Source organism: Geodermatophilus normandii (assembly GCF_003182485.1).
GTDB classification, from domain to species: domain Bacteria; phylum Actinomycetota; class Actinomycetes; order Mycobacteriales; family Geodermatophilaceae; genus Geodermatophilus; species Geodermatophilus normandii.
The window spans coordinates 1,665,061-1,678,827 of the sequence record NZ_QGTX01000001.1 but is presented as its reverse complement, the minus strand read 5'-3'; the positions used below and the strand labels follow the sequence as shown (position 1 = coordinate 1,678,827).

At 76.1% G+C, this 13,767-nt stretch carries 14 protein-coding genes; 5 read left to right on the top strand and 9 right to left on the bottom strand.

The features are described from left to right. Position 1: 1 nt before the first annotated feature. The 5 genes from purS to purB all read right to left on the bottom strand — a co-directional run bounded on the left by purS (position 2) and on the right by purB (position 4,280). The gene (gene purS, locus JD79_RS08265) at positions 2 to 241 is read right to left on the bottom strand and encodes a phosphoribosylformylglycinamidine synthase subunit PurS (RefSeq protein WP_110005136.1); all 240 of its coding nucleotides are present in this window, start codon (positions 239 to 241) and stop codon (positions 2 to 4) included. A gap of 102 nt (positions 242 to 343) precedes the next feature. After that, a complete protein-coding gene (locus JD79_RS08260) occupies positions 344 to 1,222 on the bottom strand; it encodes a DUF559 domain-containing protein (protein ID WP_146220408.1) in 879 nt (292 codons plus the stop codon). A 132-nt stretch (positions 1,223 to 1,354) separates the two neighbouring features. Further along, positions 1,355 to 2,113, bottom strand: a complete 759-nt coding sequence (locus tag JD79_RS08255; protein WP_110005134.1) for an alpha/beta fold hydrolase — start codon at positions 2,111 to 2,113, stop codon at positions 1,355 to 1,357. Continuing rightward, positions 2,113 to 2,973: a phosphoribosylaminoimidazolesuccinocarboxamide synthase gene (locus JD79_RS08250; RefSeq protein WP_110005133.1), complete on the bottom strand. Its 861-nt coding sequence runs from the start codon at positions 2,971 to 2,973 to the stop codon at positions 2,113 to 2,115. Before JD79_RS08250 ends, JD79_RS08255 begins: the two co-directional genes overlap by 1 nt. Then, entirely contained in the window at positions 2,973 to 4,280 is a 1,308-nt protein-coding gene (gene purB / locus JD79_RS08245; protein WP_110005132.1) for an adenylosuccinate lyase, read from the bottom strand. Before purB ends, JD79_RS08250 begins: the two co-directional genes overlap by 1 nt. 105 nt (positions 4,281 to 4,385) lie before the next feature. Between purB and JD79_RS08240 the strand changes: the two genes are divergently transcribed. Continuing rightward, positions 4,386 to 5,801 carry an AI-2E family transporter gene (locus tag JD79_RS08240; RefSeq protein ID WP_110005131.1) on the top strand — a complete coding sequence of 472 codons (1,416 nt, stop codon included), beginning with the start codon at positions 4,386 to 4,388 and terminating at the stop codon, positions 5,799 to 5,801. An 81-nt stretch (positions 5,802 to 5,882) separates the two neighbouring features. Here the strand turns inward: JD79_RS08240 and purD are convergent, their stop codons facing one another. Both purD and rsgA read right to left on the bottom strand, forming a co-directional pair. Beyond that, positions 5,883 to 7,139: a phosphoribosylamine--glycine ligase gene (gene purD / locus JD79_RS08235; protein ID WP_281270343.1), complete on the bottom strand. Its 1,257-nt coding sequence runs from the start codon at positions 7,137 to 7,139 to the stop codon at positions 5,883 to 5,885. A 38-nt stretch (positions 7,140 to 7,177) separates the two neighbouring features. Next, positions 7,178 to 8,209, bottom strand: coding sequence for a ribosome small subunit-dependent GTPase A (gene rsgA / locus JD79_RS08230; protein WP_110005129.1), 1,032 nt, complete (start codon positions 8,207 to 8,209; stop codon positions 7,178 to 7,180). Between the two features lie 105 nt (positions 8,210 to 8,314). On the opposite strand from rsgA, the gene JD79_RS08225 reads away from it, so the two are divergent. After that, positions 8,315 to 9,364, top strand: a complete 1,050-nt coding sequence (locus JD79_RS08225) for a glycerophosphodiester phosphodiesterase family protein (RefSeq protein ID WP_110005128.1) — start codon at positions 8,315 to 8,317, stop codon at positions 9,362 to 9,364. 49 nt (positions 9,365 to 9,413) lie between these two features. Here the strand turns inward: JD79_RS08225 and JD79_RS08220 are convergent, their stop codons facing one another. Then, positions 9,414 to 10,703 carry an adenylosuccinate synthase gene (locus JD79_RS08220; protein WP_110005127.1) on the bottom strand — a complete coding sequence of 430 codons (1,290 nt, stop codon included), beginning with the start codon at positions 10,701 to 10,703 and terminating at the stop codon, positions 9,414 to 9,416. A gap of 66 nt (positions 10,704 to 10,769) precedes the next feature. Between JD79_RS08220 and JD79_RS08215 the strand changes: the two genes are divergently transcribed. The 3 genes from JD79_RS08215 to JD79_RS08205 all read left to right on the top strand — a co-directional run bounded on the left by JD79_RS08215 (position 10,770) and on the right by JD79_RS08205 (position 13,309). Continuing rightward, on the top strand, positions 10,770 to 11,384 hold the full coding sequence (locus JD79_RS08215) for a hypothetical protein (RefSeq protein ID WP_110005126.1): 615 nt from the start codon (positions 10,770 to 10,772) through the stop codon (positions 11,382 to 11,384). A 78-nt stretch (positions 11,385 to 11,462) separates the two neighbouring features. Further along, positions 11,463 to 12,506 carry an ABC transporter permease gene (locus JD79_RS08210; RefSeq protein ID WP_245899928.1) on the top strand — a complete coding sequence of 348 codons (1,044 nt, stop codon included), beginning with the start codon at positions 11,463 to 11,465 and terminating at the stop codon, positions 12,504 to 12,506. Next, positions 12,503 to 13,309, top strand: a complete 807-nt coding sequence (locus JD79_RS08205) for an ATP-binding cassette domain-containing protein (RefSeq protein WP_211307908.1) — start codon at positions 12,503 to 12,505, stop codon at positions 13,307 to 13,309. Before JD79_RS08210 ends, JD79_RS08205 begins: the two co-directional genes overlap by 4 nt. A 52-nt stretch (positions 13,310 to 13,361) precedes the next feature. On the opposite strand, the gene JD79_RS08200 is transcribed toward JD79_RS08205, so the two are convergent. Continuing rightward, entirely contained in the window at positions 13,362 to 13,766 is a 405-nt protein-coding gene (locus JD79_RS08200) for a DUF3151 domain-containing protein (RefSeq protein WP_110005125.1), read from the bottom strand. Between the last annotated feature and the right edge of the window lies 1 nt (position 13,767).

Sequence of the window (13,767 nt, the reverse complement as noted above, 5' to 3'; positions counted from 1 at the left end):
CTCAGGCCTCCGGCAGGTGCAGCTCGACGTCCTCGATGACCGGGTTGGCGAGCAGCGTCTCGGCGATCTGCTCGAGCTCCTCCCGGCTGGGCGTGCCCTCGACGTCGAGGACGAAGTGCTTGCCCTGGCGGACGCCGGTGACCCGGGTGTGGCCCAGCCGGCCGAGTGCGCCGAGCACCGCCTGCCCCTGGGGGTCGGAGATCTCCGGCTTGAGGACGACGTCGACGACCACCTGCGGCACGGCTCCCGAGCGTACCGGGCGCCCGCACCTCCCCTGCTTCCCGTCGAGATCGCCGGTCTCGCGCGGATGCGGGCCCGTAGCCGTGCGAGATCGCCGATCTCGTCAGCGCAGCGCCCGCCGGATCCCCGCGACGACGTCGTCCGGGCGGCCCAGCGTGTCGGCGGAGGTGAAGCGCAGGACCGTCCACCCCGCGCCGACCACGCGGTTCTGCCGGCGCAGGTCGCCGACGAACACGTCGCGCTCGCGGTGGACGTCGCCGTCGAACTCGACGAGGACCCGCTGGTCGGGCCACGCCAGGTCCGCGCGGGCGAGGAACCGGCCGGCGTCGTCGCGGACCACGTACTGCAGCACGGGGGCAGGCAGGCCCGCGGCGTGGACCAGCCAGCGCAGCACCGACTCCATCGGGGACTCGGCGGCCGGATCGGCCACGGGGAGGACGGCGCGGGCGCGGGCGCAGCCCCGGCCGGTGGGACGGCCGGCCAGCTGTCGCTCGAGGTCGGCCCGGCTGCACCACCGCGCGAGCAGCTGGTCGGTGACGGCGAGGAGCGCACCCTCCGGCAGCACGCCGGCGAGGTCCCGCCAGGTCCGCTCGGGCGTGGTCACCGGGAAGGAGCGCCGTCGCGTTGCGTCCTGCTCCGGCACGAGCGTGCGGTGGACCAGTCGGTCCCGGCGGCTCTCCGACCGCGACCCCGGCGGGACGGTGAGGTGGACCCGCACGTCCCCGGCGGGGAGCAGCGGAACGGCGACGTCCCAGAGGTCGGCGGCGGTGGTGTGGCTCAGGACGGCACCGGGTGGGGCGGTCAGCAGGACGGCGGCCAGGCGCGCGTCCGTGTCACCGGCCAGTGCCCGCGGCAGGTAGGTGTCGCGGGACAGGTGGGTCACGGCCGGGTGGCGCAGCTGCCGGTCGGTGATGCCGGCCTCGAGGGCCATGGCGCGGGTGGCCGGTCCGGTCAGGCGGGAGGGCGGGCGACGTCGCGGCACGGGCGAGAGCCTGCCGCGGCCGGGACCGGGGTCACCGGCGCTGTCCACAGCCGCGTGCGAGATCGGCGGTCTCGTACGCGTGGGGGCCCGCATCCGTGCGAGACCGCCGATCTCGGCGGGAGGGGGCGACGATCAGGGCGACAGCAACGACCAGACGGCCGCGGGGTCCTCCCAGTGGGCGTTGTGGCCGGCGCCCTCGAGCAGCACGGCGCCCGGGTCGACCCGCCGCATCGCGCGCAGGCCCACCATCGGGTCGGCCGAGCCGGCGGCGAGCCGCAGCGGCGCCTGCGCGCGGGACAGGACCTCCTCGACCGGTGGGCCGACGGCACCGAACGCGCGCGGGTCCAGCGCCGGCGAGAAGCCGCCGGACGTCTCGCGGACGCCGGCGAGCGCGACCGGGTCGCCCGCGGCCACGAGTCCGGCCAGCCCGGCCAGCCGCAGGTGCCGCTCGGCGGCCTCGGCGGCGGTGGGGAACACCTGCGGCGGCCGCCCGGCCAGCGACCGGGCCCGCGCGACCTCCTCGTCCGTCCAGTCGATCTTGACGCCGGCGGCGACGACCCGGGCCACGTCGAGGCCGTACCAGCCACCGGCGAGCACCGCACCCACCACGCCGCCGAAGGAGTGCCCGAGCACGGTCACCCGCGTCGCGTCACAGGCCACCGCGACGGACGCCACGTCCGCGGCGTGCACCGCGTACCCGTAGGGCGGCTCGGCCACGGACCGCCCGTGCCCGCGCAGGTCCGGGACCGCCCAGGAGCCGTGCCAGTCGCGCTCGACCAGCGGCAGCAGCCGGTCCCACACCGCTCCGGTGGCGCCCAGTCCGTGCAGCAGCAGGAGCAGGTCCGCACCGGACCCGCCGCGGCGGTAGGAGATGCCGGCCGGCGTGCGCATCAGACGAAGGGGGTGCCGGTCAGCTGCTCGTAGGCGGCGACGTAGCGCTCGCGTGTGGCGGCGACGACGTCGTCGGGCAGCTCGGGGGCGGGGGAGACCCGGTCCCAGCCCGAGGAGGTCAGCCAGTCGCGGACGTACTGCTTGTCGAACGACGGCTGCGGCGCACCCGGCGCCCACGACGACGCCGGCCAGAAGCGCGAGGAGTCCGGCGTGAGCACCTCGTCGCCGAGGACCAGGCCGCCGCCGGCGTCGACGCCGAACTCGACCTTCGTGTCGGCCAGCAGGATGCCCGCCTCCGCGGCGATCTCCGCGCCCCGCCGGTACAGCGCCAGCGTCAGCTCGCGCAGCTCCTCGGCCCGGGCGGCACCGACCAGGTCGACCACGCGCAGGAAGTCGATCGCCTCGTCGTGCTCCCCCACCGCGGCCTTGGTCGACGGCGTGAACACCGGCGCGGGCAGCCGCGAGCCCTCGACCAGGCCGGGGGGCAGCGCCACGTCGCGGATCGAGCCGGTGCGGGCGTACTCCGCCGTCCCCGAGCCCGACAGGTAGCCCCGGGCCACGCACTCCACCGGCAGCATGTCCAGCCGCCGCACGAGCATCGCGCGGCCGGCCACCTCGGCGGGCACGTCCGTGGCCGACAGCAGGTGGTGCGTCGCGCCGAAGGAGTCCAGCACCGGCGTGAGCTGGTCGAACCACCACACCGACAGCGCGGTGAGCACCCGCCCCTTGTCCGGGATCGGCGTCGGCAGCACGGCGTCGTAGGCCGAGATGCGGTCGGAGGCCACCAGCAGCAGCCGCCCGTCCCCGGCGTCGTAGACCTCGCGCACCTTGCCGCGCGCGACGAGGGGCAGGTCGGGCATCAGGTCAGCGCCGCGAGCCGGTCGAACAGCGGGCCCAGCTGCCGCACGTAGCCCTCGGGCCGGCAGACCTCGTCCAGCCGCGCCTCGTCCAGGGCGACGCCGGAGCCGGCGGCACGGGAGCGCAGCGTGGAGCGGAACGGCGTCCCGGAGTTCCACGTCTCCATCGCCGCGCCCTGCACCAGCGCGTAGGCGTCCTCCCGCGAGAGGCCCGTCTCCACGAGCTCCAGCAGGACGGCGGAGGTGTAGATCAGCCCGCCGGTGAGGTCGAGGTTGGCGCGCATCCGCTCGACGTCGACCACCAGGTCCTCCACCAGGCCGGTGGTGAGGTGCAGCAGGTAGTCGGTGGTGATCGCGGCGTCGGGGAGGAACACCCGCTCGGTGGAGGAGTGCGAGATGTCGCGCTCGTGCCACAGCGGGATGCCCTCCATCACCGGGACGACGGCGGCCCGGACGACCCGCGCCAGCCCCGCGATGCGCTCCGAGCGGATGGGGTTCTTCTTGTGCGGCATCGCGCTGGAGCCCTTCTGGCCGGAGCCGAAGGCCTCCGACAGCTCCCGCACCTCGGTGCGCTGCCCGTGCCGCACCTCCAGCGCCACCGCCTCGCACACGGTGGCGAGGACGGCCAGCGCCGCGACCCACTCGCTGATCGAGTCGCGCAGCACCACCTGGGTGGACGCGTCGGCCGGCCGCAGGTCCAGCGCCTGCGCGACGGCGACCTCCACCGACGGGTCGATGAGCGAGTACGTACCGACGGCACCGGAGATCGCGACGACGCCGACCCGCTCGCGCGCGGCCCGCAGCCGGTCGCGGGAGCGGGCCGCCGCGAAGGCGAGGTCGGCGACCCGGTGCCCCCACACGACCGGCTCGGCGTGCACGCCGTGCGTGCGGCCGACCCGGAGCGTCGCCCGGTGCGCCAGGCCGTGGTCGCGCAGCGCGGCCACCAGGCGGTCGGCCTTGGCCAGCAGCACGTCGGTGGCCTCGGTGAGCTGCACGGCGAGCGCGGTGTCGAGCAGGTCCGACGACGTCATGCCGTGGTGCACGTACGCGGCGGCCGACCGGGGCTCGGTGTTGTCGGCCCACGCGGTCAGGAAGGCGATGACGTCGTGCTGCGTCGTCTCCTCGATCTCCGCGACGCGGGCCGCCGTCGGCGGCGGGGCGTTGCGCACCGGCTCGACGACGTCGGCGGGGACCCGCCCGGCGGCCGCGTGCGCCTCGAGCACGAGGGTCTCCACCCGGCACCAGAGCTCGTACTTGTGCTCGTCGCTCCAGACCCGGCCCATCTCGGGGAGCGTGTAGCGGTCGATCACGCGGGTACCGCCGTCAATCGGTCAGCTCGTCGAGGCACGTGGACATCCTCCCGCAGCGCTAGCGTGATCGAGAACGGCCCCCATCCCCCGAGCCGGAGGACGTCGATGCTGCGACGGGCCAGCGACGTGGTCGCCCGGGCGCGCGAGCGCATCCGGGCGGCCGGCGAGCGCGATCCACACGCGTGGCCCGAGCGCGACGACGACCGGGCGATCCTCGTGCGCGACGACGAGGGCGACGTCGACCCCGCCGCGCCGCCCGCCGACGACGAACCGCCCCTGGGCAGCCCCGAGCCGGGCGCCCCCGACCTCGACGGGCCGCTCGGTCCCGGCGGGGTGAGCGGCCCGCCCCAGGGTGGACGCCCGCAGCGGGCCGTGGAGCGCGGCCGCCGGGTGCTCGGTCCCGGCCGGGAGCCGCCGCGCGGTGACTCCTCGGTGCCGAGCGGGCTGCGCACGGCCGCGGCGTACTCCTGGCGGCTCATCGCCGTCCTCGCCGGCCTCTACGTGCTGCTCTACCTCGCCGCCTACGTCGCCGTCGTGGTCGTCCCGGTGTTCGTGGCGCTGCTGCTGGCGGCACTGCTGCAGCCGGGGGCGGCGGCCCTCATCCGGCACGGCTGGCCGCGCTCGCTGGCCGCGTTCGCGATGCTGCTGGTCGGGCTGGCGGTGGTCGCCGGCATCATCACGCTCGTCGTCCAGCAGATCAGCGCCGGCTTCTCCGACCTCGCCGACCAGGTCAGCCAGGGCCTCGACCAGATCCGCGACTTCGCCGTCGACACCTTCCCGGTCACCCAGCGGCAGATCGACGAGGCGGTCACCGCCGCCCAGGACGCGCTCGTGGCCAACCAGGACACCCTCGCCTCCGGCGCGCTCACCACCGCCACCACCGTGGGCGAGGTCTTCACCGGCATCGTCCTGGCGCTGTTCACGCTGTTCTTCTTCCTGAAGGACGGCCGGTCCATCTGGCTGTGGCTGGTGGGGCTGTTCCCGCGCGACGCCCGCGCCTACATGGACGAGGCCGCCCGCCGCTCGTGGCGGACGCTGATCTCCTACGTGCGGGCCACCGTCGCGGTCGCGCTGGTCGACGCGATCGGCATCGGCATCGGCCTGGCGATCCTCGGCGTGCAACTGGTCATCCCGCTGGCCGCGCTGGTGTTCCTCGGCGCGTTCGTCCCGATCATCGGGTCGTTCCTCGCCGGCTCGGTCGCCGTGCTGGTGGCGCTGGTGACCAAGGGCCCCATCACCGCGCTGATCGCGCTGGCGATCGTGGTGCTCGTCATGCAGCTCGAGGGGCACGTCCTGCAGCCGCTGCTGCTGGGCAAGGCGGTGCACGTGCACCCGCTCGCGGTCGTGCTGGCGATCGCGGCCGGCCTGCTGATCGCCGGGATCTTCGGCGCGCTCATCGCGGTGCCGGTGGTGGCCTGCGCGAACGTGGCCGGCACCTACCTGTCCCGGCGGCACGACGGCCCGCGGCCGCCCGAGCCGCGCCCGGAGCGCGGCCGCCCGGCGGTGGGAGTCCGCGCCTGACGGAAGGACCCCCTGCCCCCCGTCGCTCCCTAGCTCGCGGCGGGCCCCTGCAAGGGGCCGAGGAGCGGACCGGACGGGGGCTCAGACCCTGATGCGGCCCTCGACGGCGGCCAGGGCGATGTCGGTGCGCCAGTGGGCCCCGGCGAGCCGGACCGCGGCCACCCGCTCGTAGGCCGCCTGCCGTGCGGCGGCGAGGTCGGTCCCGGTGGCGGTGACGGCGAGGACCCGCCCGCCGGCGGAGCGGACCGTTCCGTCCGGGCCCACGGCCGTGCCCGCGTGCAGCACGCCGGGCCCGTCCGCGCCGGTCACCGGGTCACCGGTGCGCGGCGCCTCGGGGTAGCCGGCCGCCGCGACGACGACGGTCACCGCGGCGCCGTCGCGCCAGGTCAGCGGCGGGTGGTCGGCGAGCGTGCCGGTGGCCGCGGCGGACAGCAGCCCGGCCAGCGGCGTCTCCAGCAGCGGCAGCACGACCTGCGTCTCCGGGTCGCCGAAGCGGGCGTTGAACTCGACCACCCGCACGCCGCGGGAGGTCAGCGCCAGCCCGGCGTAGAGCAGGCCGCTGAACGGCTCGCCGCGACGGCGCATCTCGTCGACGGTCGGCTGCAGCACGGTCACGAGCACCTCGTCGACCAGCCCCGCCGGCGCCCAGGGCAGCGGCGCGTAGGCGCCCATCCCCCCGGTGTTCGGGCCGGCGTCGCCGTCGTCGCGGCGCTTGGCGTCCTGGGCGGGCAGCAGCGGCAGGACCGTCGTCCCGTCGGTGACGGCGAACAGCGAGACCTCGGGGCCGTCGAGGTACTCCTCGACCAGCACCGCCCCGCCGGCGTCGAGCACGCCGTGCCCGTGGGCGAGGGCGGCGTCCCGGTCGGTCGTGACGACGACGCCCTTGCCGGCGGCGAGCCCGTCGTCCTTCACGACGTACGGCGCCCCGCCCCCGAGGTGCAGGGCCTCGTCCAGCGCCGTCTCCAGCTCCGCCGGGCCGCCGACCGGCCAGGCACGCGCGGTGGGCACACCGGCGGCGGCCATGACGTGCTTGGCGAAGGACTTGCTGCCCTCGATCTGGGCGGCCTGCGCCGAGGGGCCGAAGCAGGCGATGCCGGCGTCGCGGACGGCGTCGGCGGCCCCGGCGACCAGCGGCACCTCGGGCCCGACGACGACGAGGTCGGCACCCCAGCCGGTGGCCAGCGCGGCGACCGCCACCGGGTCGGCGACGTCGACCGGCCGGTGCTCGGCGACCGCCCGCGTGCCGGCGTTGCCCGGCGCGCAGGCCAGCGCGGTCACCGCGGGGTCGGACGTCAGAGCCACGCACAGGGCGTGCTCCCGGGCTCCGGAGCCGATCACGAGCACGCGCACGGAGCGCGACCCTACCCAGGGGCCGGCTACCGCACCCGGTTCGGCTGCGAGCGGTAGGCGCGGAACAGGACCTTGGCCCGCTGGTGCTCGGCGGCGCGGGCACGGGCGTCGGACCGCAGCAGCTGGCGGTGCGCCTCGGCCTGCAGCTTGCGCCAGCCGAGGAGGCGGGCGGGGTCGAGCCGGCCGTCGTCGATCGCCGCCGCGACGGCGCAGCCGGGCTCGGTGCGGTGCGCGCAGTCGCGGAAGCGGCAGCCGGTGGCCAGCTCGGCGACGTCGGCGTAGGCGGTGTCCACCCCCTCGTCGTCGTAGAGGCCGAGCTCGCGCATGCCGGGGGTGTCGACCAGCAGGCCGCCGCCGGGCAGCACGTGCAGCTCGCGCGAGGTGGTGGTGTGCCGCCCGCGCCCGTCGGCCTCCCGGACGTCCTGCGTGGGGGCCACCTCCCGCCCGGCGAGCGCGTTGGCCAGCGAGGACTTCCCGACGCCGGAGGGGCCGACCATCGCCGCCGTCCGCCCCGGGCCGAGCAGCGCCCGCACCGCGTCCAGCCCCTCGCCGGTGCGGGCGCTCACGGCGAGCACCTCGACGCCGAGGGCGTCCTCGGCCACCTCCGCCACGGCGGCGTCGACGTCGTCGCACAGGTCGGCCTTGGTGAGGACGACGACCGGCGTCGCCCCGCTCCCCCACGCCACGGCCAGGTAGCGCTCGACGCGCCGGGCGCGCGTCGGGCCGGCCAGGGCGTCGACGACGAGCACCAGGTCGAGGTTGGCGGCCACGACCTGCGCGGCCGACGTCCGCCCGGCGACGGTGCGGGTGAACGCCGAGGTGCGGGGCAGCAGCGCGACGGCGAGCTCCCCGCGCAGCGCCACCCAGTCACCGACCGCCGGGACCGCTACGCCGTCGGGGTCGTACAGGCCGGCGGCCGGGTGGACGCGCCGCTCGCCGTCGGCGGTGAGCACGGTGAGGCGGCCGCGGTCGACCCGCGCCACCCGTCCGGGTGAGGTCCCCTCGGGCAGCTGCTCGAGCCGGTCCCGGGACCAGCCGACGTCTGAGAGATGCGTCACGGACCGGATGGTGCCTCCCAGGTCAGCGCGCCGTCCTCCCAATTCTCAGCGACTCGCCAGTCCGCGTTCGCCATACCGACACCTCGGTCGGGTGTTCTGGATGGCATGCACGCGACCGAGTCGCTCGCGACTCACGCACGGGTCCGCTCCTCGGATCCCTTCGTCATCGGTCACCGCGGTGCCTGTGCGTACCGCCCGGAGCACACGACCGCCAGCTACGAGCTGGCCATCGACATGGGCGCGGACCTCATCGAGCCCGACATCGTCGTCACCAGCGACGGCGCCCTGGTCGCGCGGCACGAGAACGAGCTCTCGCGCACGACCGACGTCGCCTCCCGGCCCGAGTTCGCCGACCGGCGCACCTCGCGGCGGGTGGGCCGCAAGCGCCGCACCGGCTGGTTCGCCGAGGACTTCACCCTCGCCGAGCTGCGCACCCTGCGCGCCGTCGAACGCCACCCCGAGCTGCGCCCGCTGAACACCGCCTACGACGGCCAGTTCGGCATCCTCACGCTCGAGGAGGTCGTCGAGCTGGCCCGACGCCGGAGCACGCCGCAACGGCAGGTCCGCGTCCTGGCCGAGCTGAAGAAGCCCTCCTGGTCGGCCGAGCGCGGCCAGCCGATGACCGAGCTGGTGGCCGCCGAGCTGCGCCGCCTCGACGCCACCGCCCCCGACGGCCCGGTCGTGCTGCAGTCCTTCGACACCGCGGGCCTGCGCCGGCTGCGCGCCGATCTCGGTGACGACGGACCGACCCTGTTCCAGCTGGTGGAGACGGCGTCCTGCGACGACCACCTGCTCACCAACGCCGGACTGCGCGCGGTCTCCACCTACGCCCAGGGCATCGCGCCGAGCGTCGACCGCATCCTGCTGCGCGACGCCGACGACCGGATGACCGGCGTCTCCGACCTGGTGACCCGGGCACACGCGGCGGGGCTGTCCGTGGTGCCGTGGACGCTGGCCGCCGAGAACACGTTCCTCCCGCTGCACCTGCGCAGCAGCGACGTCCCGGCGGCCGCCGGTGACGCCCTCGGCGCGGCCCGGCTGCTGCTGGCGCTGGGCGTCGACGGGATCATCACCGACAACCCCGACGTCGTCGCCGCCGCCCGCGCCGAGGTGCGCGACCCCGACCGCACGCGCCCGATGCGCGTCCTCGCCTAGCCCCGCGCCCCCTGCTCCCCGCCCACGGCGGGGGCAGGGGGCCCTCCCGCTAGTCGATCAGGTCGTGGACCACGACGTTCTCGTCGCGCCCGGGACCGACCCCGATCACGCTGATCCGCGCGCCGGCGAGCTCCTCGAGCCGGCGGACGTAGGCCTGCGCGTTGGGCGGCAGGTCCTCGAAGCGGCGGCAGTGCCGGATGTCCTCGAACCAGCCCGGCATCTCCTCGTAGACCGGCTGGGCGTGGTGGAAGCCGGTCTGCGTCATCGGCATCTCCTCGTGCCGGACGCCGTCGACGTCGTAGGCGACGCAGATCGGCACCGTCTCCAGCCCGGAGAGCACGTCGAGCTTGGTGAGGAAGTAGTCGGTGATCCCGTTGACCCGGCTGGCGTAGCGGGCGACGACGGCGTCGAACCAGCCGCAGCGCCGGTCGCGGCCGGTGGTGACGCCGACCTCGCCACCCTGCTTGCGCAGGTACTCGCCGTTGGCGTCGAACAGCTCGGTCGGGAACGGGCCGGAGCCGACGCGGGTCGTGTAGGCCTTGAGGATCCCGACGACGCGGGAGATGCGGGTGGGGCCGATGCCGCTGCCGGTGGCCGCGCCGCCCGCCGTCGGGTTCGACGACGTCACGAACGGATACGTGCCGTGGTCGACGTCGAGGAGCGTGCCCTGCGAGCCCTCCAGCAGCACCCACTCCCCGGCGTCGAGGGCGTTGCCCAGCAGCAGGCGGGTGTCGGCGATGCGGTCCCGGAGCTGCTCGGCGTAGCCGGCGTACTCCTCGACGACCTCGTCGACGTCGATGGCCTTGCGGTTGTAGACCTTGACCAGGACCTGGTTCTTCTCGGCCAGCGTGCCCTCGAGCTTCTGCCGCAGGATCGACAGGTCGAGCAGGTCGGCCACCCGGATGCCGGTGCGGGCCACCTTGTCGCCGTAGGCCGGGCCGATGCCGCGGCCGGTCGTGCCGATCTTGCGCTTGCCCAGGAACCGCTCGGTGACCCGGTCCAACGCCCGGTGGTGCGGCATGATCAGGTGCGCGTCGGCCGAGATGACCAGCTTCGAGGTGTCGACCCCGCGCTCCTCCAGCCCGGCCAGCTCGCCGATGAGCACCTGCGGGTCGACGACGACGCCGTTGCCGATGACCGGCGTGCACCCGGGCGTGAGGATCCCCGAGGGGATGAGGTGCAGGGCGTAGCGCTCCCCGTCGGGCGTGATGACGGTGTGCCCGGCGTTGTTGCCGCCCTGGTAGCGGACGACGTAGGGCACGCGGCCCCCGAGCAGGTCGGTGGCCTTCCCCTTGCCCTCGTCGCCCCACTGGGCACCGATCAGCACGACTGCCGGCATCTCGCTGTCATCCCCCTGGGACTCGTCACCGGCGGTGGACCGGCTGGCAGGTGGCAGGGTATCGGCATGGCCCTCGTCGAGTTGGACCTGCGCGGTCTCGGCCCCGGGCAGGCACCCGACCGGGCGGCCGTCGCCGGTGTGGCGGACGCCGGGGCGCTGCTGGTGCGCGGCCCCGTGCCGGCGCTGGCGGGCGCCCTCGCCGCGCTGCACGCCGCCGGCCGGACGGCGGAGGTGCCGGTGTCCTGGGAGCCCGCCGAGGACGCCCCGTCCCGCGGCCTGGCCCGCGACCTGGGCATCGGCGGCGGGGGCGAGCGGGAGCTGTCACTGGTCCGCGACGACCACGGCGGGGTGCTGCTGCAGCACGGGCGCTACGAGGCGGCCGAGAAGGGCCGGCTCCCGCTGGCCGCCCGGCTGGGCGTGCAGGCCCACCACGACGACGAGCGGGTGGCCGACGGGATGGTCGCGCGCATCGACGTGCGGCCCGACTGGCGCGCGGTGGACACCATCCGGGTCGTCGTCTCCCCACAGCTCATGCGGCCGCCGCGGCGCAGCACCGGCCGCGCGCTGCAGCTGGCCAGCGACCCCGCGCAGGTCACCCGCGACGGCGTCGTCTACCCGCGGCCGGTGTCGCGCTGGACCTGGTACGCCGACGACCGGGTGCGCTGGCGCCTGCGTCCGTAGCGCGCGCCCGCACCCGGCGGGTCGTGGACACTGGGGAGGCCCCAGCCCGAGGAGGCCCTCCTGCGCCCGTCTGCCCCGGTGTCCGTCGACCGCCTGCCCTCCCGGTCCGCGCCGCCGCGCCGGCGCCTGCTCGACCGGGTGCTCGCCCGGCCCAGCCTGGCCGCGGTCCTGGGCCTGGCCGTCGTCGTCCTGCTCTTCGGCCTGCGGGTCCCGGACCTGCTCGCCCCGGCCGGCCTGGCCGGGGTCCTCGACGCCGCGGCGCTGCTCGGCATCGGCGGTGTGGCGGTGGGCCTGCTGCTGGTCGGCGGCCACTTCGACCTCTCGATCGGCACGGTGACCCTCGCCAGCGCCGTCCTCACCGCGGTCCTCGTCGGCGTCGGTGAGTGGGGCGTCTGGCCGGCACTGCTCACGTCGCTGGTCGCAGCGCTGGCCGTCGGGCTGGTCAACGGCTGGCTGGTGGTCCGCACCGGGCTGCCGAGCTTCCTGGTCACCCTCGCGACCGCGCTGGTGCTGCAGGGCACGACGCTGTCGGTGCTGCCGCTGCTCGCCGGCGCGCCCCGGATCAGCGGACTGGACGCGGCACCGGGCTGGCCGTCGGCGTCGGCGGTGTTCGGCGCGACCGCCGAGGTGGGCGGTGGCGTCTTCCCCGTCTCGCTGCTGTGGTGGCTGGCCGCGACCGCGGGCGCCGGCTGGCTGCTGTGGCGCACCCGCTTCGGCAACGAGGTGCTGGCCATGGGCAGCTCCCGCCGGGCCGCCCGGGAGCTCGGCGTCCCGGTCCGCCGGACGACGCTGGTGCTCTACGCGCTCACCGCGACGGCGGGCTGGCTGATCGGCACGCTGGCGCTGGTGCCGGCCGCGAGCGTCGGCGCCACCCCGGCGCTGGTGACCGCGATCGACTACGTGGTGGTCGCCGTCATCGGCGGCTGCCTGCTCACCGGCGGCTTCGGCTCCATGGCCGGCGCCGCGGTGGGCGCGCTGCTCTACGCCGTGGCGCGCGAGGGCGTGGAGCTGTCGGGGTGGGACCAGCGCTGGTCGCAGGTGGCACTCGGCGTCCTGCTGCTGGTGGCACTGGTCGTCGGAGGGGTGGTGCGCGGCCGGCTGCGGGCCGCGCCACGGTCGTGAGCGCGCCCGTGCCGCCGGTGCTCGAGCTGCGCGGGCTCACCGTGCGCCACGGCGGCGTCCCGGCGCTGGACCGGGTCGGTGTCACCCTGGAGGGCGGGCGGATCACCTGCGTGCTCGGGGAGAACGGCTCGGGCAAGTCCACGCTGGTCTCGGTGCTGTCGGGACTGCGCCGGCACGACGAGGGCGAGCTCCTCCTCGACGGCGTCCCGGTGCGGTTCCCCAGTCCGCGGGCCGCGCGGGCCGCGGGGATCGCGACGGTGTGGCAGGACCTCGCCGTCGCCCCGCTGCTGTCGGTGTGGCGCAACCTCTGCCTGGGCGCCGAGCCGACGCGCGGGGCGTGGCCGCTGCGGCGGCTCGACGTCGACGCGGCCCGGGAGACCACCGTGCGGGCGCTGGAGCGCATCGGCGTCACCGGGGTCGACCCCGACCAGCCGGTCAACTCGCTGCGTCCCGGGCTGCGGCAGAGCCTGGCCATCGCCCGGGCCCTGCACTTCGGCGCGCGGGCGCTGGTGCTCGACGAGCCGACGGAGCCGATGACGATCGCGCAGCACACGCTGGTCGGGCAGGCCGTGCTGGGCGCGCGGGCGCAGGGCCTCGCCGTCGTCCTCGTCACCCACAACCCGCGCTACGCGCACCTGGTCGGCGACCGCTTCCTGCTGCTGGCGCGCGGCCAGGTCGCCGGGGACCTCACCCGCGCCGACGTCGACGCCGACGACCTGACCCGGCTCATGGCCGGCGGTGAGGAGCTGACCGCCCTGACCAGCCGCCTGCAGGAGCTGCACCCCGAGCTCGGGGAGCGGTGACCCGTGCACCTCCGCGGATCCGCCCAGGGCGGATCCGCGGAGGTGCACGGGCTCAGGGCGCGAGCGAGGGGTCGCAGTCGCGCAGCAGCTGGGTGCAGCGCTCCTGCTCGTCGACCTCGCCGATCGCCTCGGCCGCGCGGGCCAGCACGGTGACGCAGCGCAGGAAGCCCCGGTTGGGCTCGTGCGACCACGGCACCGGGCCGTAGCCCTTCCAGCCGTTCTTGCGCAGCGCGTCGAGGCCGCGGTGGTAGCCGGTACGGGCGTAGGCGTAGGCCTCGATGGTGCGGCCACCCTCGAGTGCCGCCTCGGCCAGCGCCGCCCAGGCCGCGCTGGCGCGCGGGTGCCCGGCGGCCACCTCGGCGGGGTCCGTGCCGGCGGCCAGCGCCGCCTCGGCCTCGGGGTCGCCCGGCAGCAGGGTGGCCGGCGGCTCGCCCAGCAGGTTGTGTGAGTGCGTCATG